This is a genomic window from Corynebacterium sp. HMSC072A02, assembly GCF_001810085.1.
In the GTDB taxonomy this organism is placed as follows: Bacteria; Actinomycetota; Actinomycetes; order Mycobacteriales; family Mycobacteriaceae; genus Corynebacterium; species Corynebacterium hesseae.
The window spans coordinates 105,731-128,841 of sequence record NZ_KV799862.1 but is presented as its reverse complement, the minus strand read 5'-3'; the positions used below and the strand labels follow the sequence as shown (position 1 = coordinate 128,841).

The following is a 23,111-nucleotide window of genomic DNA, read 5'->3' as shown; positions in this document are numbered from 1 at the left end:
GCGTCCTTTCCTTGTCGGGGACTGGGCAAAACCCACCGCAGCGGCGGGCGTTCACTAGTGCTCACGATACAGTCTGAAATCCCAATTTTCACATTTTCGTTTCATACAGTTATATCTGTGTCTCCTGTTGGCGTTCCGCCACGTCGCCAAGCGGCCAACTGAAAAGAAGACGATCCCTGCCCAGTGGATTGCGCGGTCGGGCAGGGATCGTTTCGCCTAAGCGAAACGCTGGAGGAAGAGCGCCTCAGCGATCGCAATCTTCTCAATCTCAGTCGGGTCGACCGACTCGTTAGCGGAGTGGATGGTGCACTGCGGCTCCTCGACACCAAAGAGCGCAATCTCTGCGTTCGGGTGCTTCTCCTGCAGCTCCACGGTCAGCGGGATGGAGCCGCCCATGCCCTGGGTGATGGTCTCGGAACCGTAGGCCTCGCCCAGGCACTCACCGAGCAGGGCGACGGCGGGCTTGGACGGATCGGTTTCGAAGCCCAGGTTGGCCTCGAGGATGGTGACCTCGATGTGCGCGCCCCACGGAACGTGCTTCTTCAGGTGCTCGGCCACGGCCTCCGCGGTGGCGCGGGGATCCATGGTGGCGGGGGTGCGCAGGTTGATGTTGGCCTCAGCGGTAGCGGGCACGGCATTGACGGCCTCGGCCACCGGGGTGGAGGTAAAACCGGTGACGGTAACCGCCGGGCGGGCCCAAATCATATCCGCGATGGCGGTGGCACCGGCCGGGTCCTTCGCGCCCATGACCTCGGTGCCCTCAAGCATCTGGGCATCCGAGCGGAAGTTCTCCTCGCTGTAGGCGGTGTCCTGTCCCTCGGCCAGCGGCCAGGTGCCCGCACAATCGACGCCGTCGATAGTCGTGCGGCCGTACTCATCCGTCAGGGAATCCAGCGCGCGCATGAGCGCCTTGACGGCGTCGGGAGCCGCGCCACCGAACTGGCCGGAGTGCACAGCAGAATGGAGGGTGGAGACCTTGACGTTGATCTGGGATCCGCCGCGAAGGGAGGTCGTCAGCGTCGGCACGCCCACCTTAGCGTTGCCGGCATCGGCGATGAGGATGGCGTCGGCAGCAAAGAGCTCCGGGCGCTCCTCGATGAGCGCGGACAGGCCCTCGCCGCCGCGTTCCTCGGAGCCCTCGATAAGCACGGTGAGGTTGAGGTCGGTTCCACCGTTCGCGTCGAGCGCGCGCAGGGCCGCCAGGTGCATAGCAACGTTGCCCTTGCAGTCCGCGGCGCCGCGGCCGTACCAGCGGCCATCGCGCTCAGTCAGGGTGAAAGGATCGGAGTCCCAGGCCTCCGGGTTGCCGGCAGGCACCACGTCGTAGTGCGAGTAGAGCAGCACCGTCTTCGCGCCCTCCTTGCCGGGGCGCTTGGCGACGATTGCCGTGGAACCATCAGCAGTCGTGATGGCCTCGGGGGTGAAGCCGGCGTCGACAAGCGCGGCGTGAACCCACTCCGCCGCCTTCGCGGTCTGGTCCTCCAGACCCGGCTCGTTGTGGACGGAATTAAAGGAGACGAGCTCCTTGAGCTGCTGGAAAATGGTATCGCGGTCAGTGCTGACAAATTCAGAAATCTTGGTCATGCCCTCCAACCTACTCGTATCCCCGAATCGGTCTATCGACAAGTAGGGAGTAATATATTCCGGGTTCTAGTAACTATTCCTTAGAAAGGACCTGACATGGCGACGACGACCGCCGAAGGTTCCCAGTCCGCGCTCCGCGAGCTCACGCTGCGCGGCATTGTTATCGGTGGACTCATCACACTGATCTTTACTGCCGCCAACGTGTACCTCGGCCTCAAGGTGGGCCTGACGTTTGCCACGTCCATTCCTGCCGCCGTGATTTCCATGGCGGTGCTGCGCCGCTTTGCCGGGCACAACATCAAAGAGAACAACATTGTGCAGACCATCGCGTCAGCAGCCGGTACTTTGTCCGCCATCATCTTCGTCCTCCCGGGCTTGGTGATGGTGGGCTACTGGCAGGGATTTTCCTTCATTGATACCGCCGCGGTCTGCGCCATCGGTGGTGTGCTCGGCGTGATGTACTCCATTCCGCTGCGCCGCGCGCTGGTGACGGGCTCGGACCTGCCCTACCCGGAGGGCGTGGCCGCGGCCGAGGTCCTCAAGGTGGGCGATAGCTCCGGTGAGGACGGCGAGGCTGCCCACGAGGAGAACGCGAAGGGCCTGCGTGTCATCGTCTTTGGCGGTATCTTGTCCGCGTTTATGGCTTTGCTTGCGGCAATGAAGGCTGCTGCCTCTGAGGTAGCCACCTACTTCAAATTCGGCTCGGGCGCGACGACGCTGGGTACTTCCCTCTCACTGGCACTGGTCGGTGTGGGCCACCTCGTGGGCCTGGCCGTCGGTATCGCCATGCTCGTCGGCGTGGTCATTTCCTACCTCATCCTGCTGCCCATCCTCACCGGTGGTGAGGGCCTGGGTGATCCGGCCGCCATCATGGAGACCGTCGATACGGTCTTCTCCGATAGGATCCGCTTCATCGGCGTGGGCACCATGGCGATTGCCGCCGTATGGACGCTGATTAAGATTACGGGCCCGATTGCCAAGGGCATGGCAGAGTCTTTTGCTTCCTCCCGCAACCGCAAGGACGGCCAGCAAGTGGCAGTGGAGGAGCGCGATATTCCAGCGCCCTATGTCATTGGCACCATCCTGGTCCTGATGATTCCGATTGGACTGCTGCTGTGGAACTTCGTTCGCGGCACCGATATTCATGAGCACATGGGCGTGCTGATTACGGTCTCCGTGCTCTTCACCTTGCTGGTGGGCCTCGTTATCGCATCGGTGTGCGGCTACATGGCTGGCCTCATCGGTGCGTCTAATTCGCCGATTTCCTCCATCGGCATCATCGCGGTCATTGCCGCTGCGCTCCTGATTGCCGCCGTCACCCGCGGCACGGATGCAGAGCCGCTCTCGCTGGTGGCCTACACGCTGTTTACCGCGGCCATCGTCTTCGGCATTGCGACTATTTCTAATGACAATCTGCAGGACCTCAAGACCGGTCAGCTGGTTGGCGCGACGCCATGGAAGCAGCAGGTAGCGCTCATCATTGGTGTTCTCTTCGGCTCCTTGGTGATTCCGCCGATTCTGCAGGTTATGCTCACCGGCTTTGGTTTCCAGGGCATGGAAGGTGCTGGCGAGGATGCGCTGGCTGCCCCGCAGGCTGCACTGATGTCCTCGGTGGCCTCCGGTATTTTCGATAACTCCCTGCCGTGGGACCTGATTGGTCTGGGCGCGGCGATCGGCGCCGTCATCATCATCGTGGACGAGTGCCTGCGCCACTTCACCGACAAATACTCCCTGTCCCCGCTGGCAGTGGGCATGGGCATGTACCTGCCGGCAGCCATCACCATTGTGGTGCCGATTGGTGCGTTCTTGGGCTACTTCTACAACCGCTGGGCGGCACGCCAGTCCAAGCCGGACTTTGTGAAGCGCATGGGCACGCTGCTGGCCACCGGCCTCATCGTGGGCGAGTCCCTCTTCGGCGTGGTCAACGCGGGCATCATCGCGGCGTCGGCCGGCGAGTCCCCGCTGGAGATCTTCGAGGGCGGCACGGCAGCCAAGGTTGTTGGCGTCATCCTCTTCGTTGGCGGTATTGCTGCGGCATACAAGTGGACGGCGAAGAAGGCTGCTTCCTAAGACAGTGTGATTGGTTCTTTTTAACGAGTGGTTCGATTTAGCGGGCAGTTTACTTTGATGGGCGGTGCTTATGCACCGCCCGTTCGTGTTGAACCTTGCAGTCGCGGGGGCTGAGTGCCAGAATGGTCGCTAGCACTTCCACATGGCAAGTGCCAGAAATAAACAGAATCATCTATGTGGTTGGGGCTGGAGAACACTCGCCAGCCGTGCCGTCGCGGGCGTCCGTCATAGATCAGACGTGAGTGTCGTCCTCAACAAAGCTTAAGGAGCACAAACACATGGCAAAGATCATTGCCTTCGATGAAGAGGCACGTCGCGGCCTCGAGCGTGGTCTCAACACGCTTGCCGACGCCGTCAAGGTCACCCTCGGCCCCAAGGGTCGCAACGTCGTCCTGGAGAAGTCCTGGGGCGCCCCGACCATTACCAACGACGGCGTCTCCATCGCGCGCGAGATCGAGCTCGAGGACCCGTACGAGAAGATCGGCGCTGAGCTGGTCAAGGAAGTAGCCAAGAAGACCGATGACGTCGCCGGTGATGGCACCACCACCGCTACCGTTCTGGCACAAGCTCTCGTGCGTGAGGGCCTGCGCAACGTAGCCGCTGGTTCCAACCCGATGGGCATCAAGCGCGGCATCGAGGCCGCCACCAAGAAGGTTGTTGACTCCCTGCTTTCCTCCGCAAAGGAAGTAGAGACCCAGGAAGAGATTGCCACCACCGCAGGCATCTCCGCCGCTGACCCGGCAATCGGCGAGAAGATCGCCGAGGCTATGTACACCGTGGGTAACGGCTCCGTGAACAAGGATTCCGTTATTACCGTTGAGGAGTCCAACACCTTCGGCGTGGACCTTGAGGTCACTGAAGGTATGCGCTTCGACAAGGGCTACATCTCCGGCTACTTCGCTACCGACATGGAGCGCCAGGAGGCAGTCCTCGAGGATCCGTACATCCTGCTGGTTTCCTCCAAGATCTCCAACATCAAGGACCTCGTCCCGCTGTTGGAGAAGGTCATGCAGACCGGCAAGCCGCTGCTGATTATCGCTGAGGATGTCGAGGGCGAGGCCCTGTCCACCCTCGTGGTCAACAAGATCCGCGGCACCTTCAAGTCCGTTGCTGTGAAGGCACCGGGCTTCGGTGACCGCCGCAAGGCCACCCTGCAGGACATGGCTATCCTCACCGGCGGCCAGGTTATCTCCGAAGAGGTTGGCCTCTCCCTGGAGACCGCTGAGATCGAGTACCTTGGCCAGGCACGCAAGGTTGTCGTGACCAAGGATGAGACCACCATCGTTCAGGGTGCCGGCTCCCAGGAGCAGATCGACGGCCGTATCAAGCAGATCCGTGCCGAGATCGAGAACTCCGACTCTGACTACGACCGCGAGAAGCTGCAGGAGCGCCTGGCCAAGCTGGCCGGCGGCGTGGCAGTCCTCAAGGTTGGTGCCGCTACCGAGGTTGAGCTCAAGGAGCGCAAGCACCGCATCGAGGATGCCGTGCGCAACGCTAAGGCTGCCGTAGAGGAGGGCATCGTCGCCGGTGGTGGCGTGGCTCTGCTGCAGGCAGCCGAGGTTCTGGATTCCCTCTCGGACCTCACCGGTGACGAGGCTACTGGCGTCAAGATCGTGCGCGAGGCACTCTCTGCTCCGCTGAAGCAGATTGCTCAGAACGCTGGTCTGGAGCCGGGTGTTGTCGCTGACAAGGTTGCCTCCCTGCCGGCTGGCCAGGGACTCAACGCCGCTTCTGGCGAGTACGTGGACCTGATGGCTGCGGGCATCAACGACCCGGTGAAGGTCACCCGCTCCGCGCTGCAGAACGCTGCGTCCATCGCAGCCCTGTTCCTGACCACCGAGGCGGTTGTGGCTGATAAGCCGGAGCCGGCCGGTGCAGGCGCTGGCATGCCGGACGCTGACGCAATGGGCGGTATGGGCTTCTAGTCCTTAGCTTCCCGGCCTGAAGTGCATTGCGGCTTCAGGCCTTAGCAAATTACGAGCTCCCCACGGTTGACCGTGGGGAGCTTTCTTCCTCTTGAGACACTTTTGTGTCCTTATAGCACCCCGAATAGGGGTAATTCGGGGAGCTCCTGCGAAAAATATTTCGCGAGTTTACTCTGTAAAGCAAGCCTATGAATCGTGGTTCAGGGAGCTAACGTTACGTTCTGAGGAAGATTTCTTAAGCTTTCATTTCGAGCGCTCCCTATTTCTGCAGATAGGCGCGTTATTGCAGGCTAGGTTAATAGAAGATGAATTAATAACCTGAAAAGTGATTCTGATTTTCGGAGCGCTTTGCGCGAAAAATCACCCACGAATTCACTTGCAATGTGTCAGTGGTGTGCCAAAATAGTTCCTTGTGACGCCCGCTGAGGGTGTCTGCAAAACCGCAAACCCCCTCCGGGCAATCTCTTTACCCGGACTTCACAAGAGGAGACCACAATGGATCTTTCTTTCATCGGTGACCAGCTCGGTAACTTCGCTACCTTCGCTGACGGCATCAAGAAGCTCTTCACCGGCTTCGCTGGCGTCTTCGACGCTATCTCCGGCGCTGCTCAGCAGGGTGACTCCTTCGTTGTTAAGCCGAACACCTCCGCTCTCGAGGCTCTGTCCTCCAAGAAGTAAACTAGCTTCCCTTTAGGGCAGCACTAAACACACACTTTCAATCCCAAGGAGATTTCAAATGGGTACCCTTTCTTCCTCCGGCATCATCGGCCTCCTGCTCAACATTTTCTACAACCTGGGCGACATGGCTTCCGGCGCTTCCAAGCTGATCGGCCTGCTCTAAAAAGCACGCTGCTCACGCAGTACTAAGCGCTAACCCCGCTGACCCATTTGGGCAGCGGGGTTTCCCATTTCCGAAATTCGCCGCCGGACGGACGCCCAGGGCCGGGCCGCCGGATGGAGCCCGGCTAGCACGGTGGCATGGTACGTTTTCGCAAATAAGCCCCCGAAACCAGGCGGTTTCATGAGCTTGCGTGCGAAAACGTACCAACGTGTACGCGCGGCGGGTACGAAACGATCATTTAAGCCCCCAGATCTTCGAGAACTTTCGGGGGCACTAATTGTTAGAAACGTACATTCTGGGCGGATGCTGCCGCCCATCGGGCATACGGGGGTAAATCACGCGGCTACAACTTCTTTTATCGCGCCAGATGTCTGCTTCCTAGATAGAATTAAAGGTATGGCTGACATTAAAGACGACGAACTCCCCGAGATCGACCTTGCGCAGACCGACGGCTACGTCGTCGATGACTCTGATGAAGATGATCCCTCGCTGATCATGCCGGATGGCTCGCCTGTCGAGACTTGGCGCGAGAACTACCCGTACGAGGAGCGCATGACGCGCGATGAGTACGAATCCATCAAGCGCGCCCTGCAGATTGAGCTGCTGAAATGGCAGAACTGGACGAAGGAAACCGGCCAGCGCCACATTATCCTCTTCGAGGGCCGCGATGCCGCGGGTAAGGGCGGCACCATTAAGCGTTTCAACGAGCACCTCAACCCGCGTGGTGCGCGCACCGTGGCGCTGGAGAAGCCTTCCCCGCGCGAGTCCACGGCGTGGTACTTCCAGCGCTATATTCAGCACTTCCCGTCCGGTGGTGAAATCGTTTTCTTCGACCGCTCCTGGTACAACCGCTCCGGTGTGGAGCGCGTCATGGGCTTCTGCACAGAGTCCCAGCACGCAGAGTTCCTGCGCGAGGTACCGATGCTGGAGAACATGATCTTGGGCTCGGGAATCTCCCTGACCAAGCTGTGGTTCTCCGTGACCCGCAAGGAGCAGCGCACGCGCTTCGCCATCCGCCAGATCGACCCGGTCCGTCAGTGGAAGCTTTCGCCCATGGACCTGGCCTCCCTGGATAAGTGGGATGACTACACCCGCGCGAAGGAAGAGCAGTTCCGCTACACGGATACCGAAGAATCCCCGTGGATCACCATTAAGTCCAACGATAAGAAGCGCGCCCGCATCAACGCTATGCGCTACGTACTCTCCAAGTTTGAATACACCAACAAGGACCATGAGGTTGTTGGTCAGGTGGATGACAAGATTGTGAAGCGCGGCCGCGACCAGATCGGTGACTAAATAGCGTATCTCGCGGGAGGGTACCAGCCTCGTCCCGCGGATAGAAATAACGCCCTAGCCCAACTTCTGGGCTAGGGCTTTGGTATTGGCCGGCTTAGAAGAGGGCCTCAAGCTGAACGATCGGCGCGATACGGCCGGTTTCCAGCAGGAGGGAGTAAACGCCGAAGGAAGAAAGGCCAAGGCCAACGGCGCTAGCGACGGAACCGATGATGGAGCTGATGATGGTTGCTACGGTGCCCATAAGAAAAGTCTCCTTGAGAGAATTAGAAAAATGCGGGTGGAAAGTTTAAACGTGGAAGGACTGTACGAAGTTCTCGATGGCCGGGATTTCTGCCATGTGGCCCAAGCGGGTGAGAACGTTGTAGAGGCCGAAAGAGGAGAGGAGCGTGCCGATCATTGTTATTGAACTCCTTGCGAGCTAGAGGGTTAGTGTGAGACCGAAACCGTGGCTTGAACTTGCTTCAGTTTCATTGTCAGAATAACACCCGGTGGGTCAGCACGCAGTGCTTCTTCTGCAGGTAAATGATGTTAATGAAAAAGGAAACCCCCGCTTAGCGCTGTACGCAGGTGCATACAGTGCAAGCGGGGGCTGCCTCGTGTTCTCTGTTTTCCTAGTGCTTCCAGGGCTCAATCGGGTTGCCCTGCCACTCGGAGTTGCCTGGGACTTGGTCGCCGCGCATCACCAGGGAGCCAGGGCCCACCGTTGCCACGCTGCCAATGACTGAGGCCGGTAGAGCCACCGAATGCGAGGCAAGCGTGGCCCCGGCCTTGATGGTCACGGTGTCCAGGCTCATCACGCGGTCCTGGAAGAGGTGCGTTTGCACCACGGTGCCGGGTCCGACGGAAGCGCCTTCGCCCACAAAACACAGGTCCGTTTCCGGGAACCAGTAAGAATCGATCCACGCGCCGCGGCCAATCGTCACGCCCAGCGCGCGCAGGCCCTGGTTGATTTCACCCATGCCATAGGTGTGGCTAAAGAACCACGGTGCAGCAACAGCCTCAACAAAGGTGTCCTGCAGCTCGTTGAGCCACACGAAAGCGGACCACAGCGGGTGGTCGCCGGCGGTTTGCGTACCCACGCAGATCCACTTCACCGCGACGGTGATGGTCATGGCGATGGCGCCTGCCACCATGAGGACGACACCACCGAGGGCCCAGGCGGCGGCGATGCCGAGGGAGTCGGCAAGCGCGTACAGCGATGCAAGGGTTCCTGCCAGCAACATGGCCGAGGTCATCGGCGCCAACAGGCGCATGGTCTCAATCGCACCACGCGCGGCCTTGACCCCAAAGCCCGGGTTATAGGTCAGGGATTCGCCCTCCACACCGTCCACGTGGGCCTCAACGCGGCGCATGCGCTCCGGCGGGGAACCCCACCAGTTCGCGCCGGGCTTGGTCTTCTTCGGCGTCGAGGAAAGCACGGCAACCAGCGAGTTCTTCGACAGCTTGCGGCCCGGTCCGGTGATGCCGGAATTACCCACGAAGGAACGCTTGCCCACCTTGGTCTCGCCCGTGAGCATCCAACCGCCGCCGAGCTCATAGCCGCCGATCATGGTGTCATCTGCCAGGAAGGCACCGTCCTTGACCTCAGTGAGCTTGGGCACCATGACGGCTGTAGAAATCTCCACGTCCTTGCCAATCGTCGCGCCCAGCGAACGCAGCCACGCCGGGGTGAGCTGCGAGGCGTAGATGGGGAAGAGCTGCGTGCGGGCCTCGTCCATGAGGCGCTCGATGGCCCACAGGCGCCAGCCCTTGGCGGAGCGCACCGGTGCCACGCCGGGCTTGATGCCCAGTGACAGGATGCGAACGCCCAGCCAGGTCTGCAGCATGAAGGTAGCAAATGCCGCAAGCGCGCCCAGCGGGGCGAAGAAGATGGAGCCGACGAAGGCGGAGCCGTTGGTGGCCGCGATGAGGGCAACGACCACGGCTGCGCCCACGGCGAGTGCCACAATCGGCTGAAGCGCCAGCAGGATGGAGGTGGCACCGTAGATGGCCACCCACCACGGGCGGCGCTTCGGGGCATGTGACGGGAAGCGGTGCTTGGAGCGGCCCACCTTCTTGGCGGGCGAGCCGGACCAGCGCTGGCCGTCCTTGATCTTCTTGCGGGCAGTCACGGTGGAGCCGGCCTCGACGTGGGCATCCTTACCCACGACGGTGCCCGGAAGCAGCGTCGAGCGCGCGCCCACGCGAGCACCTTCCTTGACCTCGATGGCGCCAACCCGCAGGATATCGCCGTCGAGCCAGTAGCCGGAGAGATCGACCTCGGGCTCAATCGCAGCGTGCTTGCCCAAGGTCAGCAGGCCAGTCACAGGCGGCAGCGAGTGCAGGTCCACTCCGCGGCCCATCTTCACTCCCAGCGCGCGGGCATAGTTGTTGACCCACGTCGCACCCGCGATCGAGCGCGAGCCAGAAGCATCCGCCCAGCGCTCCGCTGCCCAAATACGCAGGTGCGTGGAGCTGCCGCGCGGGTACTCGCCGGGCTTAATGCCGGCGGTGATTAGCCGCGCGCCGTAACCGCCAATGGGGATGCGGCCGATGGGAGTAACGAAGACGATGAGGAGCAGGATGACCAGCCACCACGGTGTGGTCATGGCCCACTCCACGCCGAGCAGGTTCGCCACATTGGAGCCCAACAACAGCCAGGCCAGCCATGTCGTAGCGGCCAGCGTCATCACGGGGATCTGGATGAGCGTCTGCGCGATGCGCGTGCCAGCGCCGACGGGCTTGACCTCGCGGGCGGGACCGACGTCCTCGACGGACTCGGCGTCGGAAAGCTGCTCCGCCAGGGAGCCGAGGCGCGGGTGGTCGTAGAGATCGCGCACAGCCACGGTGGGGAAGCGCTCGCGGATGCGGCCGACCAAGGTCGCCGCGGCCAGGGAGGTGCCACCGAGGGAGAAGAAGTCAGCATTGACGTCCTCGACGGAAACACCCAGAGTGTCCACCCATAGCTCCGCCAACCACTGCTCTGTGGGGTTGAGGCCGTCGGCCTCCACGCCCACGCCGGGCAGCGGCCACGGCAGGGCCTTCTTATCCACCTTGCCGGAGGTGCGAATCGGCAGCTCCTCCATGACGCAGATGCGCGGGACGAGCGCTGCCGGCATGGATTCCGCCAGGCGGGCATGCGCGGCTTCGTGGTCGAATCCGGCATCCGGGTCATCCAGGGAGACGTAACCGACGAGTACGGACTCGCCGCCCGGTGTCTTCTGCACGGCCACGGCGGAGTTGTACACGTTCGGCAACGCGGCGACGTTAGCTTCGACCTCACCGAGCTCGATGCGGCGGCCACCAATCTTGACCTGGTCATCGACGCGACCCACAAAGTACAGGCCGTCCTCTTCCAGGCGCACGTGGTCACCGGTGCGGTAGGCGCGCTCCCAGCCCAGGGACTCCAGCGGCGCGTACTTCTCCGCATCCTTCACCAGGTCCAGGTAAGCAGCCAGGCCCACACCACCGATGACGAGCTCGCCCACCTCACCGATGTTCACGGGGACGCCGTGCTTGTCGACGACCACCAGGTCCCAGCCCTTCAGCGGCAACCCAATCGACACGGGCTTGCCCGGCAGCATGCGCTGCGCGCAGGCCACGACCGTGGCCTCGGTGGGGCCGTAGGTATTCCACATCTCGCGGTCCTCGGTGGCCAGGCGGTCCGTGAGCTCTTGGGAGCAGGCTTCGCCGCCGACGATGAGGAGGCGGATGTTGTCCAGGGCCTCGGCGGGCCAGAGGCCGGCCAAGGTTGGGACGGTGGAGACCACCGTGATGTCACGGCGAATCAGCCAGGGACCTAAGTCCATGCCGGAGCGCACCAGCGAGCGCGGGGCCGGAACCAAGCAGGCACCGTGGCCCCAGGCCAGCCACATTTCCTCGCAGGAGGCATCGAAGGCTACAGAAAGGCCAGCCAGGACGCGGTCCTCCGGACCGAGCGGACCGTGCGGGCTATCCACCAAAAAGAGGGCAGCCTCGGCATCAACGAAGGCGGCCGCGGAGCGGTGGCTTACGGCCACGCCCTTGGGCTTACCCGTTGAGCCGGAGGTGAAGATGATCCACGCGGTGTCTTCGGGTCGCGGTTCCTCGAAGGGGACGCCATCTCCACCGCCATCCTTTTCGTCGAACGCGGGGCGCGCCATCCGCGCCCCGCCCTCCCGCAACATGCGGAAACCTTCGTCGGTGAACACACCATCGATGTCGGCCTCGCCGAAGACCATCTCGGCGCGCTCGTCGGGGTCGTCGGCATCGACGGGCACGTAGGCCGCGCCGGCGGCGAGCGTGGCCAGGATGGCCAGGTAGAGCTCGCGCTTGCCCGAGGTCATGCGGATGCCGATGCGGTCGCCACGGCGCACACCGCTGGCGTGGAGTTCGGTGGCCCATGCGGAGACGTCGGCAAGCAGTTCGGCGTAGGTGAGGATTTCACCGTCGTCGAGGGCCGCGGCCTCGGGGAAGTGCTCGGCTGTGGTCTTAACGATGTCCCAGAGGGTGCGCGCCGGTGCGGCCTCATCACCAAGGAGGTAGTGCTCGGGGACCTCGGGCATTACTGGGATCTCGGGCTCGTCTGTGTGCAGGGCGTGGCGGCCCCCTGTACTGGGAAGATTATCGGGTTCCGTCATTTAAGCATCACTGCTTTCTGCATCAGCCGGTGCGTCCGCTGCGATGATGGCGGTGGCCAGTTTGCGCAGGTGCTTGAGCTGCTTGTTGGTGGACGCGTCGAGGGCTTCGTCCTCGGCCTTCGCTACCAAAACGGTGAGCTCTTTGTGCGCCTTCACGCCTTTCTTGGTGGAGGCAATGATTTGGCGGCGGCGGTCCTTGGAGTCACGCTCACGCTTAACCCAATTGCGAGACTCCAGTGAATCCAGCAGGCGCACCATGTCGGAAGCGTCAATGGCCAAGGTTTCCGATAGTGCGGACTGGGAGGACGCGGCTTCCGCAACCAGGCAGGTGAGAACCCAGTACTCGCGCAGGGTGGTCTTCTGCGTTTGTAGTGCGGCCTCGACGCCTTCGCGGGTGCGGCGGCGGAGGCGCTCCAGCTGGAAGGAGGGGGACTCGAGGAGCGAGGTGGGAATCGATACGGAGTTAAAGGTAGGCATGCCGACGATACTACGCGCCTACCGTAGCAAACTTAAATCATGGGTTATGGCCCATTAGTTTGGGTAAACCATGGGGCGGCCTTGGGCCTTCCATGCGTCCGTGCCGCCGTCGACGTTGATGACGTCCCAGCCTTTCGCGTGCTCGAGGTACTGGCAGACCTGCATGCTGCGCCCGCCTGCATGGCAGATGACGTAGATATCGCGGTCTGGGTCAATCTCGTCGAGGCGCTCTACGAGGTCTCCCATCGGGATGTGCGTGGCGCCTTGGGCATGCTCAGTGTTCCACTCGTGGCCCTCGCGGACGTCGATGAGCTGGGCGCTTTCAGGTACTTCAGTGGGTTGTACGTTCTGCATGCGCACCAGCTTACGGGGTTTTCTTGCGGGACTGGTTGGGGCACTTTACTGTGAGGAGTACGGGGTGGGGTAATCAATCGGAGGGGGCTAAATGGAGGAGATTGTCGGCCGCGCAGGCGCAGCGGCAGCGGCCAAAGGTGAGGCGATCAAAATTACGCGGGGGCTGTACCTACCGCGTGAACCAACGGCATACGAGCTAGCGCAGGTGCTCAGCCGGCATTGGCCAGACAGTGCGTTGGACGGATATTCCGCAGCGATGGTGCTTCTTGAGCGGAAACCTGGCTTTCCACTGCAGCTCATTCGCGAAAAAGGCTTAGAGGATACGCGCTTTTATGTCGGTCGCCGTGCCCGCCCAAAGGGGGTATTCCCCTATGACGGGATAAACGTCTGCAATCCACTGCAGGCGGTGGAGGCCATAGAAGAAACGCATGCGGTGAAGTTCCTGGAAACGTTCTTGTCTGGTAGGGACGCGGAAAAGCGGCTGAAGTTGCTCTCCATGGACTTTCGGCGGTTCCCGCAACACACTCGGCGAGTGTTAGAGAAAGCAGTCATCGGTGCGGATAGTGTGCCCGAGCGGGCCCTTACTCGTGCTCTGGAGCCCTTCTTTAAGGTGCTCAACAACGCGAAAATTGGCCCCTACCGGTGGGATCTCCTTTTGGAAGAGCACAAGATTGCCATCGAGGTCGACGGCTACGCTTATCACCGCGGGGAAAACCGCCGGCAGTTCGAGCTTGACCGCCAAAAGTTGAATGATGTGGTGCATCGCGGCTATACGCCCCTCCACTTCACCGCGACCACGATTGAGCATCATTTGGACAAGGTGGTGGAGCAGGTGCGCGGGGTGGCACAAGGGACGAAACGGTATCTGGACCCGCCGTGGATGTGGCACCGGTTCTTTGTGTGAGTGTGCGAGGGGGTTTGATGTCGTTCACGGTAAATAAGGCCGAAAAATCGCGAAAATTTGGGCCTTATTTACCGTGAACGTAGTCAAGATAACGTGCTCGAGGGGCGAAAGCATACAGCTGCTACCCGTGTGGAGTACGGGGTCAAAACGGCAGCGGCCGGTTTAGCGGTGCGCGGAGAGGTACTCCAAGATTGCCTTGACGCGGCGGTTGTCTTCGCTGGGATCTAAACGCAGCTTGGTGAAAATATTGGAGACGTGCTTGGCCACCGCGGCGGAAGAAAGGACCAACTCGGCGGCGATGTCCTTGTTGGACTTGCCGCGCGACATCAATTCGAGGACCTCGCGCTCGCGCGGGGTGAGCTCGCCCAAGCCGCTGCGCCCAGAACTCATGAGAGCCTGCGCCACGGTGGGGTCGATGACGGTGCCCCCCTGGGCCACCACGTCGAGGCTGGAAAGGAAGTCTCGCACCTCGGAGACGCGGTCCTTCAAAAGGTAGCCCGTGCCGGCATCTGGGGAATCGAAGAGTTCCACCGCGTATGCCGGGGCCACATACTGGGAGAGCACCATGACGGGTAAACCCGGGTATGCGTTTCTTAAGTTCACTGCGGCTTTCAAGCCATCATCGCCCATGCCTGGTGGCATGCGCACGTCCGTGATGACGATATCCGGGAGCTCATCGCGCAGCTTGTCCACCACGGCCTCGAGCGCCGGCGCGGAATCCGCCTGGCCCACAATCGAATGCCCGCGGCGCTCCAAAAGGCCGGCTAGGCCCTCGCGCAGAATGGCGGAATCATCCGCCACCACGATTCTCAAACCCATTTCTTACACTCCTGACTGTCCACGATCGAGAAGAAGGGGAATCGAGCACGCCAGCCTCGTCGGCCCGCCCGGGGGAGAGGACAGCGTCATCTCGCCACCGAAAGCGGCGAGGCGCTCGGCCATCCCCGCCAAGCCGTGGCCTTGTACAACCTGCGCGCCGCCCGGCCCCTCATCCACCACGGTGATTTTTAAAGAGGCATCTGCGGTCACTAAAACGGAGACCGGCGCGCCGGGCGCGTGCTTGGCCGCATTCGTCAGAGCTTCCGTGCCGAAGAAGTAGCCGCAGGCCAGCACGGAAGCGGAGAGCTTTGGCAAAGGATGCGGGGCGAAGACGCTGACGTGGGGGCCGTGGGAAGAGGAGACGTCGGCAAGCGCGGCCACCAAACCATGATCCTGCAGGACCTGCGGGTGGATGCCGTGCACCGTGGCACGCAGGGAGTGCAGGCCGCGCTCCACGTCCTGTTTGGCGGCGGTAAGCAGCTCAGCGAGGTCTGCGGGGGCGTCGAGAAGTGCCTCACCCAACTTCATGCTCGCGGCCACGAGGTATTGCTGCGCGCCGTCGTGCAGGTCGCGCTCGATGCGTGCGCGCTCCACCTCATAGGCATCCGCGATGGCGCGGCGCGAGGCCGTGAGCTGCGCAATCTTCTGTGCTTGCTGTTGCTCATGGTTGGCGGGCTGGGGCTTTCTTCGGAACACGGCTTTCAGCATAACGGGCGCCACCGACTACAGGGGTAGTGCTGGCACTACCGTAAAGAGCAACGCTAGGGCTGTTCTTTCTGCGGGCCCTTCACGGTGGAATGAGAGACATGGCACAGACACTTTCCCTGACAGACATCACCAAGGATTTTGGCGGCGGCCCGGTGCTCGCCGGAATCTCCCTCGACATCGCGCCGGGCGAGCTCGTGGCCGTCATGGGGCCGTCCGGCTCCGGCAAGTCCACGCTGCTGCACTGCATGTCCGGCGTGCTCACCCCCACGCACGGCAGCGTGCACTACGGAGATGAGGAGCTCTCCGCGCTTGGCGACGGCCCCCGCTCCCGCCTCCGCCTGCGCAACTTCGGCTTCGTCTTCCAGGATGGTCAATTGCTGCCGGAGCTGAGCAACGTGGATAACGTGGCGCTGCCAGCCATGCTTAACGGTATGGGTCGGAGTGCTGCACGCAAGCGCGCGATGGAGCTGCTGGACCAGCTGGGCCTGGGCGGCCTGGCGGATCGCCGCCCGGCGCAGGTGTCCGGTGGCCAGGCGCAGCGCGTGACTATCGCGCGTGCGCTGGTGGCCAATCCGGGCGTCGTCTTCGCCGACGAGCCCACCGGTGCGCTGGACCAATCCACGGGTCACGAGGTCATGCAGATGCTGACCACCATCGTGCGCCAGTCCGGGGCGAGCCTGGTCATGGTCACGCACGACCCGAAGGTGGCCGACTGGATGCAGCGCCGCGTGGAGATTCGCGATGGCATCATCCACGATGACCGCCGCCTCGAGGTGATCCGATGAACACCGCGACTTTAGTCTTTGACCTGCAGCGCGAATCCATTCGTGCGCGCTCCGGAACAGGAATTGTTTCCTTGCTGGCCATTGTGAGCCTGACCATTGGTTCCGCCATTGCCTTCCTCGTCGCGGGCGGTACGTGGATGTTTTGGCAACGCGCCCAGCACGTCGAGGAAGCCGCGCCCGCGCTCAAGGAGGCCTTCGGTAACGAGATGGAGGCCTTTCTTTATCCTTGGTTTGCCCTGGCCCTGCTGGCCTGCGCCTTCATTCTTCCGGCGCTGTTTAACCTCACAGCCCAAGCCGCCGTCCTCGGCGCCTCCGGCCGGGAGCAGCGCCTGGCCACCCTGCGTCTTCTGGGGTTGAGCTCCCGCCAGGTGGAGCGCATGGCCATCGTGGAGACGGGCCTGCAAGCCATCATCGGCATCGTGCTCGGTGGGCTGATCAGCCTGCTCATCGCGCCGGTCTTTACGCAGGTGGACTTCCAGATGCGTTCTATTGCTGTATCCGAGATTCTTCTCCCGTGGTGGGGTTATCTAGCCGTGGCCGGTGTGCTCTTTGTGTTGGCCATCGGTGCGGCACTCGTCGGCATGCAGCGCGTGCGCGTGAGCCCCCTGGGTGTGGCCAAGCGCCAGATGCCCGCGGCCTATCGTTGGTGGCGCGTCATCGTCTTCCTCATCATCGCGGGTATCGGTGGTGTGTTGCTCTCCGGGAAGGCGGGCCCGCCGACCGCCATGGTCATCGTCGTCATGTTTGGCATGGTGATGAGCATCAACCTCATTTCCCCTTTTATCTTGCAGCTCGGCGCACACATCATGTCTCTCTTTCCTGGCACCGCGCACTTCGTGGCCTGCCAGCGAGTGGCGGGCAATGCGCGCCCGGCATGGAAGCGAAGTGCGGCCATCGCGTTCTTCGGCTACTTGGCGGGCTTCCTCGTTGCCGCCCCCTTGGGCTCTGATGCCTTGGCCATGGTTCTCAAAGAGGACCCGGGGATGAACGTGGTATTTAAGGACATCTCCACCGGCGTCTTATTAACCCTCATCTTCGGCTTTACGCTGACCACCATGTCCATCATTCTGGGGCAGGTCTCCGGCATCTTTGAGGACAAGGAGCTCATCCGCTCCCTGGATCTCATGGGCGTGCCGCGCGGCTTCCAGTTCCGCTCCGGTGTCCTGACCATCATGGGGCCTGTGGTGGGATTGAGCTTCTTCGGCTTCCTTTTCGGCGGCGGGATCGCCTCGCTGATGTTCTTCTCCAGCGTCGAACAAAGCAATGTCGACGTTCTTGGCCGTCTGCTCATGGCCTTCGGATTCCTAGCCGTGGGCTGGCTGGTCACGCTGCTTGCCATTATCCTTGTTGAGCCCCTGCGCGGCTACGTGCTGCGAACCGGAGGGAGAAAAGAATGAAAACTGTACTGAAAATCTTCGGCGGACTTTTTCTCGTTGCCCTCATCGCCGTGGCTGCGGCCGTGTATTTCTTCGGCCCCTCTTACGGTGGGGCATTCTTCGGAAAACCCGTGTTTCTTTTTAATGCCAGCGAGAAGCGCATCAATACCGCGATGGTGGATACCGCAGCGCTCTCCGGAATCTATGGCGAAAGTGAGGAATTCCAGCGCGCACGCGAGGCCTTCAAGGAGGACCCCACGAACACCGAGCTCCTCGATGCTGCCATCAACGCCGCCGGCGGCAAGCACTCCAAGGTCTTTAGCACCGAAAAAGAAAAGGCCGCCGAAAGCACCGAGCCTTCGGTCGACTTCGAGGACGGCGTCCTGCGCGCGACCGTGCCCTCCATCGGCCGCCACGATGACGGCCAGGCCTACGCCGATACGCTCGCTCAAGGTCTGGCCGCGCACCCGGAGGCCTGCGCTGCCGTGGTGGATCTGCGGAGCAATGACGGCGGCGACATGGGGCCGATGTATGCGGGCTTAAGCCCCCTGCTACCGGATGGCACCGCGCTCTCCTTCGTCAGCCGTATGGGCACAACTGACGTGGTCATCGACGGAAACTCCGTGACCGGCGGAGGTACTGCAACCACCACAGCGGGCGGCAAGCTCGACGTTCCCGTCGCCGTGCTGACCGACGGTGAGACCGCCTCCTCCGCCGAAGCCACCCTCTTGGCCTTCCGCGGGCTGGACAACGTGCGGACCTTCGGTGAGCCGACTGCCGGCTACGCCTCTGCCAACGTGGTCCTGGATTATCCGGACGGCCGCTCGCTCATGCTCACCACGGCCAAGGACAAGGCGCGCACGGGCGAGGAATTCGCCGAGGACCCCATCGCTCCCGATGCCCCGGAATCCGAGCTCGACGGCTGGCTCGCGTCCCACTGTAGTTAGTTAGCTGCAGTGTTAGTAAGCCGCAGCGTTAGTCAGCCCAGTTCGTTGTCGGCACGTTGCGGCTGAACAGCTGCAACGCTAGCCCGCCCAACGCTCGCCCTCCCACCGCCAGTAGTGGTGCCACTTCCACGGCGGAGGCACGAACTCACCCCGCCCTTGTATGACCGCGAGAACCTGGTACACAGCGACGTCGAGGTGGTGCTCAATCGTGGCGGCGGTGAAGTGGAGGGGCCGGTAGCCGCGCTGGATGGCGTCGTTAAGCTTCTGGCGGTCGATTTCGAAACGCTGCCGGTTCTCGCCTTTGTGATAGGCATAGCCGTCCACCTCGATGGCCACCTTGTACTCCTCTAGCACCAAGTCCCAGCGGTAGGACCCAACCCGCACGTTGTTGCGGACCTTGACGTGCGGCTCGAGGCCTCGGGTGAGGTCGCGCTCCGGCTTGCTATCCGCCCCAACGATGGCTTTCTCTAGGATTTCACGCGTGTGCTTGGGCAGGCGGCGAAAGTCTAGCTGTTCGGTCTCGATGCGCGAGCGTCCGTGCGGCCCGGCGAAGAAGGCCTCGATGAAGGCTACGGCATCCTCCTGCGCCATCGTCTCAATGCATTGCAGGGGACTACATACATTGACTCCGTTCATGCTGCCCAGCGCCTTGGGGCGCGCCCGCCGACTGCGAAAGTACGTGCTCGATGGGAGAGTGGAGTCGCGAATAAACTCGAGCGGGAATTGAAGGGGCTGTTCTAAGTACCGGCGAGCGGCGGAATAGCCGTCAAGCGCTAAGTCAGGCCATTCACGCGACATGATTTGTGCTAGCTGAAGCGGTGTTGGCTCCTTTGAGAGGTAAAAGCCATTCGCAATCTTGATGGCTCCCTTGCGCCGAGCCCCGCGGGAGACATCGCGTCCCCGATAAATCTCAATCAATGTTCCCCCCGGAACGAAAAAGGTACGTTTTCGCAAATAGTGGCGAAAAACTGGTAGGTTTTCAGCCCTTATTTACCAAAACGTACCTGACAGTGCTCTCGCTGGCACGCGGAAGCAGCGGCTTACTTGAAGCGAGCCTTAGCCTCTTCGAGGATCTTCTCTGCCTCAGCCTTGTCGCCCCAGCCGGAGCCGGTAACTTCCTTGTTCGGCTCCAGGTCCTTGTAGTGGACGAAGAAGTGCTCGATCTCGTCCTTGATGTGCTGCTCCACATCGTTGATGTCCTGGTAGCGCTCCCAGCGCGGGTCATCGATGACGGCAAGCAGCTTGTCATCGCCGCCGGCCTCATCGGTCATCTTGAATACGCCGAGAATGCGGGCCTCCACGACAACGCCCGGGAAGACCGGCTCCGGGAGGATCACTAGTGCGTCGAGCGGGTCGCCGTCCTCACCCAGGGTGTGGTCGATGAAGCCGTAGTCAGCCGGGTAGGCCATCGGGGTGAACAGGTAGCGGTCGAGGTGGACCTTGCCGGTCTCGTGGTCGATCTCGTACTTGTTGCGGGAGCCCCTCGGGATCTCGATGGTTACTTCAACGCTCACGGCTGAATCCTCCATAACTAATAGGTTGGCATGTGCTCCGCATAGTCTACCGCGCTAGTCTAAAGGGCGATGAAAGCTAAGCATGTCTGGTGGAGTACTGCGGCCCTCGTCACGGCCGGCGTCGTGGCGGCGACGGCCGCAGTGGGCGTAGAAGTCCAGCGCACCTACGATCAACTGGACCACGGCCAACCCTATAAGCAGGCAGAACCCGAAACGCTGCTCCAACCCGTCGAGCCTGGTGAGATAGACACCGCCGCGCTTAAAGCGAAGTTGGATGAGCTGGGCAAAGACAAGGCTCTCGCCACTTTCGGCGGTCAGGTCATCGACACCACCACCCACGAGGTGCTGTGGGAGCGCGAACCCGCAAAGCCGCTCACGCCTGCCTCCTCGACCAAGGTCCTCACCCTCGCCGCAGCAACGCTCGCGCTCGATGAAGAAGAACGCCTCACCACGGAAGTGGTCAAAGGCGATAACGATGGCGACGTGGTCATCAAAGCCTCCGGCGATGTGTGGCTGACGGACGAGCGCCTCGATGAGCTCGCGGAGCAGATCAAGAAGCACATGAGCACCGTCAACCGAGTATCCATTGATACCTCCGTCTGGGCCGGCCCCGACCAGGCTCCCGGCTGGGACGATGACAATATCGACGGTGGCTATGTCGCACCCATCCAGCCAGCCATGCTCTACGGCGGGCGCATCGGGGAGAAGACCGGGGACGTCCCGCGCTCCCATGAGCCGGCACTCGACGTCGCCCGCGCGCTCGCCAAACGCCTGGGTACCGATAAAGCCGACATGGCCCCCGCACCCGACAACGCGGAGGCCATCGCCTCCAGCGAGTCCGAGCCGCTGGCCTTGCGCGCGCAGCAAGCGGCGAAGGACTCCGACAACGTCATGGCAGAGGCCATCGCCCGCGAGCTGGCCATCAGCCAAGACGCGGAGGCAAGCTTCGACGGCGCCGCGCAGGCCACCCTCGACGTGCTCAGCGGCGCCGGCATCGACGTCAACGGCGTCACCTTAAAGGACGGTTCAGGTCTCTCCCGCGATAATCGCATCCCGGCAGGCCTCCTCGCCCACATCGCGGATCAAGCCGTAGCCACCGAAGAGCTACGCCCACTGTTGGGCTACCTCCCCCTCGCCGGCGGCGAAGGAACCCTCTATGAGCGCTATTCCGATTCGCCCGCCCGCGGCTTCGTGCGCGCCAAGACCGGCACACTCACCGGAACCTCCGCGCTGACCGGCACCGCCCAAGGCCAGTCGGGCCGGGTTTATGCCTTCGCCTTCCTGGTCAACGACGGCGAAGTCACCTCCGCCCGCCAGGCCCAAGACGCCCTCGCCGCCGCACTCCATGACTTCTAAGAAACCTTTTTGGCCACGTAAAAGCCCCAACTTCTTGGCCTGCCGGGTGGCCGCCCGCGCCGTGGTGGGGCAGCACCCCCGCGCCATAGCGGTGGGATTGTCCGGCGGCGCCGACTCGCTGGCGCTGACCGCGGCCCTCGTCGCAGAAGGTCATGAGGTCACAGCGCTCTGCGTCGACCACGGCCTACAGGAAGGCTCGGCCGCACAGGCGCGCGGGGCTGCCGACCAGGCTCGTGGATTGGGGGCGGGGGCGGAGGTGTTGCCGGTGGACGTCGCCAAGCACGGCTCCGTGGAGGCCGAAGCCCGCGCCGCCCGGTACCGTGCCTTCGCGCCCTGGGGCGAGGTGGCGGTGGCTCATACCGCCGATGACCAGGCCGAAACCCTGCTGCTGAGCGCCCTGCGGGGGAAGGTGGCGGGCATGTGCGAGCGCTCCGAGGTGGAGGGCGTGCGCGTGCTGCGCCCCCTTTTGCGCGTGCGCCGCGCTCAGACCGAGGCCGCCTGCGCGGAGCTGGAGCTGGACGTCTGGCACGATCCCCAGAACCAGGACCCGGCCTTTCGCCGCGTGGCGCTGCGCCGCGAGATCCTCCCGCGCCTGCAGGAGATCCTGGGCGGTGACCCCGTGCCGGCTTTGGCCCAGGCAGCCTATGACGCCGCGCTTGACGACGCCTTCCTCACCACCCACCCCACCCCCGACTGCGCCGAGCTGGCCGCCCTTCCCGAGCCGAAGCGCCGCCGGGCGATTGCCGCGTGGCTGCGCGAGGAAGGGGTAGAGGTTACGCGCGAGGCGGTGCGCGGCATCGATGCCCTGTGCGTGCAGTGGCATGGGCAGGGGCCAGTCGCCGTCCGTGGTGAAAAGAGAGGTACAAGGTTGGAAGTCGCACGCGTTGGTGGCAAACTGTCACTATTGCCTCGGTCAGCAAAGGAGCGCTCACGTGCACGACACCCATGATTCAGCCGTCCCCGCCAATCCTTATGGAGAGGACATTAGAAACGTACTCGTCGCCGAAGACGATCTTCAGGCGCGCATCCAAGAGATGGCGGACCGCGTTTCCGAGAAATACAGCAACGCCGATGATGACCTCATCCTGGTGTGCGTGCTCAAGGGTGCGGTCTTCTTCTTGACGGACTTTGCCCGCAAGCTCACCATTCCGTCCCAACTGGAGTTCATGGCGGTGTCCTCCTATGGCAACTCGGCCTCCTCCTCGGGCGTGGTGCGTATTTTGAAGGACCTGGACCGCGATATCGAGGGCCGTGATGTGGTCATCGTGGAAGATATCATCGACTCCGGCCTGACCTTGTCCTGGCTCATCCGCAACCTGCAGGGCCGCCACCCCCGTTCACTGGAAGTGGTCACGCTGCTGCGCAAGCCTGAGGTAGTCAAGGCGGAGCTGGATCTCTTCGACGTGGGCTTTGATATCCCCAACGAGTTTGTCGTGGGCTATGGTCTGGATTTTGCGGAGCGCTACCGTGACCTGCCCTATGTGGGCACGCTGGAGCCTGCGGTATACAGCAACGACTAGTTTTTCTTGCCCTCTGTTGCATGAGGCCTCGAATTCG

Annotated in this window: 20 protein-coding genes; 11 read left to right on the top strand and 9 right to left on the bottom strand. The window is 62.4% G+C overall.

Features of this window, described 5'->3' with window-relative positions:
- Positions 1–216: 216 nt before the first annotated feature.
- Positions 217–1,584 carry a dipeptidase gene (locus HMPREF2698_RS09880; RefSeq protein ID WP_070564154.1) on the bottom strand — a complete coding sequence of 456 codons (1,368 nt, stop codon included), beginning with the start codon at positions 1,582–1,584 and terminating at the stop codon, positions 217–219.
- A 96-nt stretch (positions 1,585–1,680) separates the two neighbouring features.
- Here HMPREF2698_RS09880 and HMPREF2698_RS09875 point away from each other — a divergent pair, with 96 nt between their 5' ends.
- The 4 genes from HMPREF2698_RS09875 (at position 1,681) to ppk2 (ending at position 7,716) form a co-directional block, all read left to right on the top strand.
- Positions 1,681–3,654 (top strand): OPT family oligopeptide transporter, encoded by a 1,974-nt coding sequence (locus tag HMPREF2698_RS09875; RefSeq protein WP_070564151.1) that lies wholly within the window; start codon positions 1,681–1,683, stop codon positions 3,652–3,654.
- Positions 3,655–3,932: 278 nt separating this feature from the next.
- Positions 3,933–5,579 carry a chaperonin GroEL gene (groL, locus tag HMPREF2698_RS09870; protein ID WP_070445838.1) on the top strand — a complete coding sequence of 549 codons (1,647 nt, stop codon included), beginning with the start codon at positions 3,933–3,935 and terminating at the stop codon, positions 5,577–5,579.
- A gap of 495 nt (positions 5,580–6,074) precedes the next feature.
- Positions 6,075–6,257, top strand: a complete 183-nt coding sequence (locus HMPREF2698_RS09865) for a PorH family porin (protein WP_070564148.1) — start codon at positions 6,075–6,077, stop codon at positions 6,255–6,257.
- A gap of 559 nt (positions 6,258–6,816) precedes the next feature.
- Positions 6,817–7,716, top strand: coding sequence for a polyphosphate kinase 2 (gene ppk2, locus HMPREF2698_RS09860; protein WP_070564144.1), 900 nt, complete (start codon positions 6,817–6,819; stop codon positions 7,714–7,716).
- A gap of 94 nt (positions 7,717–7,810) precedes the next feature.
- Here ppk2 and HMPREF2698_RS13450 read toward each other — a convergent pair whose 3' ends face one another.
- The 4 genes from HMPREF2698_RS13450 to HMPREF2698_RS09845 form a co-directional block, all read right to left on the bottom strand.
- Positions 7,811–7,957 (bottom strand): hypothetical protein, encoded by a 147-nt coding sequence (locus tag HMPREF2698_RS13450; protein ID WP_168164027.1) that lies wholly within the window; start codon positions 7,955–7,957, stop codon positions 7,811–7,813.
- Between the two features lie 370 nt (positions 7,958–8,327).
- The gene (locus HMPREF2698_RS09855; RefSeq protein WP_070564141.1) at positions 8,328–12,314 is read right to left on the bottom strand and encodes a Pls/PosA family non-ribosomal peptide synthetase; all 3,987 of its coding nucleotides are present in this window, start codon (positions 12,312–12,314) and stop codon (positions 8,328–8,330) included.
- Positions 12,315–12,791: a MarR family winged helix-turn-helix transcriptional regulator gene (locus tag HMPREF2698_RS09850; RefSeq protein ID WP_070445848.1), complete on the bottom strand. Its 477-nt coding sequence runs from the start codon at positions 12,789–12,791 to the stop codon at positions 12,315–12,317.
- Between the two features lie 54 nt (positions 12,792–12,845).
- The gene (locus HMPREF2698_RS09845; RefSeq protein WP_070564138.1) at positions 12,846–13,145 is read right to left on the bottom strand and encodes a rhodanese-like domain-containing protein; all 300 of its coding nucleotides are present in this window, start codon (positions 13,143–13,145) and stop codon (positions 12,846–12,848) included.
- A gap of 91 nt (positions 13,146–13,236) precedes the next feature.
- Here HMPREF2698_RS09845 and HMPREF2698_RS09840 point away from each other — a divergent pair, with 91 nt between their 5' ends.
- The gene (locus tag HMPREF2698_RS09840; protein WP_070564135.1) at positions 13,237–14,049 is read left to right on the top strand and encodes an endonuclease domain-containing protein; all 813 of its coding nucleotides are present in this window, start codon (positions 13,237–13,239) and stop codon (positions 14,047–14,049) included.
- A 162-nt stretch (positions 14,050–14,211) separates the two neighbouring features.
- Here the strand turns inward: HMPREF2698_RS09840 and HMPREF2698_RS09835 are convergent, their stop codons facing one another.
- Together HMPREF2698_RS09835 and HMPREF2698_RS09830 are read right to left on the bottom strand one after the other, a co-directional pair.
- Positions 14,212–14,868 carry a LuxR C-terminal-related transcriptional regulator gene (locus tag HMPREF2698_RS09835; RefSeq protein ID WP_070564132.1) on the bottom strand — a complete coding sequence of 219 codons (657 nt, stop codon included), beginning with the start codon at positions 14,866–14,868 and terminating at the stop codon, positions 14,212–14,214.
- 3 nt (positions 14,869–14,871) lie between these two features.
- Positions 14,872–15,576, bottom strand: coding sequence for a sensor histidine kinase (locus HMPREF2698_RS09830; RefSeq protein ID WP_070564129.1), 705 nt, complete (start codon positions 15,574–15,576; stop codon positions 14,872–14,874).
- 98 nt (positions 15,577–15,674) lie between these two features.
- Here HMPREF2698_RS09830 and HMPREF2698_RS09825 point away from each other — a divergent pair, with 98 nt between their 5' ends.
- Genes HMPREF2698_RS09825 through HMPREF2698_RS09815 form a run of 3 tightly spaced genes read left to right on the top strand, consistent with a single transcriptional unit; the run spans position 15,675 to position 18,684 of the window.
- Positions 15,675–16,361, top strand: coding sequence for an ABC transporter ATP-binding protein (locus tag HMPREF2698_RS09825; protein WP_070445863.1), 687 nt, complete (start codon positions 15,675–15,677; stop codon positions 16,359–16,361).
- Entirely contained in the window at positions 16,358–17,758 is a 1,401-nt protein-coding gene (locus HMPREF2698_RS09820) for an FtsX-like permease family protein (RefSeq protein ID WP_070564126.1), read from the top strand. Before HMPREF2698_RS09825 ends, HMPREF2698_RS09820 begins: the two co-directional genes overlap by 4 nt.
- Positions 17,755–18,684, top strand: coding sequence for a S41 family peptidase (locus tag HMPREF2698_RS09815; protein WP_070445869.1), 930 nt, complete (start codon positions 17,755–17,757; stop codon positions 18,682–18,684). Before HMPREF2698_RS09820 ends, HMPREF2698_RS09815 begins: the two co-directional genes overlap by 4 nt.
- A 78-nt stretch (positions 18,685–18,762) precedes the next feature.
- On the opposite strand, the gene HMPREF2698_RS09810 is transcribed toward HMPREF2698_RS09815, so the two are convergent.
- A complete protein-coding gene (locus tag HMPREF2698_RS09810) occupies positions 18,763–19,320 on the bottom strand; it encodes a DUF559 domain-containing protein (protein ID WP_236659381.1) in 558 nt (185 codons plus the stop codon).
- A 404-nt stretch (positions 19,321–19,724) separates the two neighbouring features.
- The gene (locus HMPREF2698_RS09805) at positions 19,725–20,198 is read right to left on the bottom strand and encodes an inorganic diphosphatase (protein WP_070564228.1); all 474 of its coding nucleotides are present in this window, start codon (positions 20,196–20,198) and stop codon (positions 19,725–19,727) included.
- 69 nt (positions 20,199–20,267) lie between these two features.
- On the opposite strand from HMPREF2698_RS09805, the gene dacB reads away from it, so the two are divergent.
- The 3 genes from dacB to hpt are packed head-to-tail and all read left to right on the top strand — an operon-like array spanning position 20,268 to position 23,074.
- Positions 20,268–21,554, top strand: a complete 1,287-nt coding sequence (gene dacB, locus HMPREF2698_RS09800; protein ID WP_070532234.1) for a D-alanyl-D-alanine carboxypeptidase/D-alanyl-D-alanine endopeptidase — start codon at positions 20,268–20,270, stop codon at positions 21,552–21,554.
- Positions 21,544–22,503: a tRNA lysidine(34) synthetase TilS gene (tilS, locus tag HMPREF2698_RS09795; RefSeq protein WP_070532237.1), complete on the top strand. Its 960-nt coding sequence runs from the start codon at positions 21,544–21,546 to the stop codon at positions 22,501–22,503. The genes dacB and tilS overlap by 11 nt, the downstream gene beginning before the upstream one ends.
- Entirely contained in the window at positions 22,487–23,074 is a 588-nt protein-coding gene (gene hpt / locus HMPREF2698_RS09790) for a hypoxanthine phosphoribosyltransferase (protein WP_070532240.1), read from the top strand. Before tilS ends, hpt begins: the two co-directional genes overlap by 17 nt.
- The last annotated feature ends 37 nt before the right edge of the window (positions 23,075–23,111 follow it).

Bases quoted from the DNA above. Each gene is read 5' to 3' on its own strand.
- HMPREF2698_RS09880 (WP_070564154.1), bottom strand. From the start codon at position 1,584: ATGACCAAGATTTCTGAATTTGTCAGCACTGACCGCGATACCATTTTC.
- HMPREF2698_RS09875 (WP_070564151.1), top strand. From the start codon at position 1,681: ATGGCGACGACGACCGCCGAAGGTTCCCAGTCCGCGCTCCGCGAGCTC.
- groL (WP_070445838.1), top strand. From the start codon at position 3,933: ATGGCAAAGATCATTGCCTTCGATGAAGAGGCACGTCGCGGCCTCGAG.
- HMPREF2698_RS09865 (WP_070564148.1), top strand. From the start codon at position 6,075: ATGGATCTTTCTTTCATCGGTGACCAGCTCGGTAACTTCGCTACCTTC.
- ppk2 (WP_070564144.1), top strand. From the start codon at position 6,817: ATGGCTGACATTAAAGACGACGAACTCCCCGAGATCGACCTTGCGCAG.
- HMPREF2698_RS13450 (WP_168164027.1), bottom strand. From the start codon at position 7,957: ATGGGCACCGTAGCAACCATCATCAGCTCCATCATCGGTTCCGTCGCT.
- HMPREF2698_RS09855 (WP_070564141.1), bottom strand. From the start codon at position 12,314: ATGACGGAACCCGATAATCTTCCCAGTACAGGGGGCCGCCACGCCCTG.
- HMPREF2698_RS09850 (WP_070445848.1), bottom strand. From the start codon at position 12,791: ATGCCTACCTTTAACTCCGTATCGATTCCCACCTCGCTCCTCGAGTCC.
- HMPREF2698_RS09845 (WP_070564138.1), bottom strand. From the start codon at position 13,145: ATGCAGAACGTACAACCCACTGAAGTACCTGAAAGCGCCCAGCTCATC.
- HMPREF2698_RS09840 (WP_070564135.1), top strand. From the start codon at position 13,237: ATGGAGGAGATTGTCGGCCGCGCAGGCGCAGCGGCAGCGGCCAAAGGT.
- HMPREF2698_RS09835 (WP_070564132.1), bottom strand. From the start codon at position 14,868: ATGGGTTTGAGAATCGTGGTGGCGGATGATTCCGCCATTCTGCGCGAG.
- HMPREF2698_RS09830 (WP_070564129.1), bottom strand. From the start codon at position 15,576: ATGCTGAAAGCCGTGTTCCGAAGAAAGCCCCAGCCCGCCAACCATGAG.
- HMPREF2698_RS09825 (WP_070445863.1), top strand. From the start codon at position 15,675: ATGGCACAGACACTTTCCCTGACAGACATCACCAAGGATTTTGGCGGC.
- HMPREF2698_RS09820 (WP_070564126.1), top strand. From the start codon at position 16,358: ATGAACACCGCGACTTTAGTCTTTGACCTGCAGCGCGAATCCATTCGT.
- HMPREF2698_RS09815 (WP_070445869.1), top strand. From the start codon at position 17,755: ATGAAAACTGTACTGAAAATCTTCGGCGGACTTTTTCTCGTTGCCCTC.
- HMPREF2698_RS09810 (WP_236659381.1), bottom strand. From the start codon at position 19,320: ATGAACGGAGTCAATGTATGTAGTCCCCTGCAATGCATTGAGACGATG.
- dacB (WP_070532234.1), top strand. From the start codon at position 20,268: ATGAAAGCTAAGCATGTCTGGTGGAGTACTGCGGCCCTCGTCACGGCC.
- tilS (WP_070532237.1), top strand. From the start codon at position 21,544: ATGACTTCTAAGAAACCTTTTTGGCCACGTAAAAGCCCCAACTTCTTG.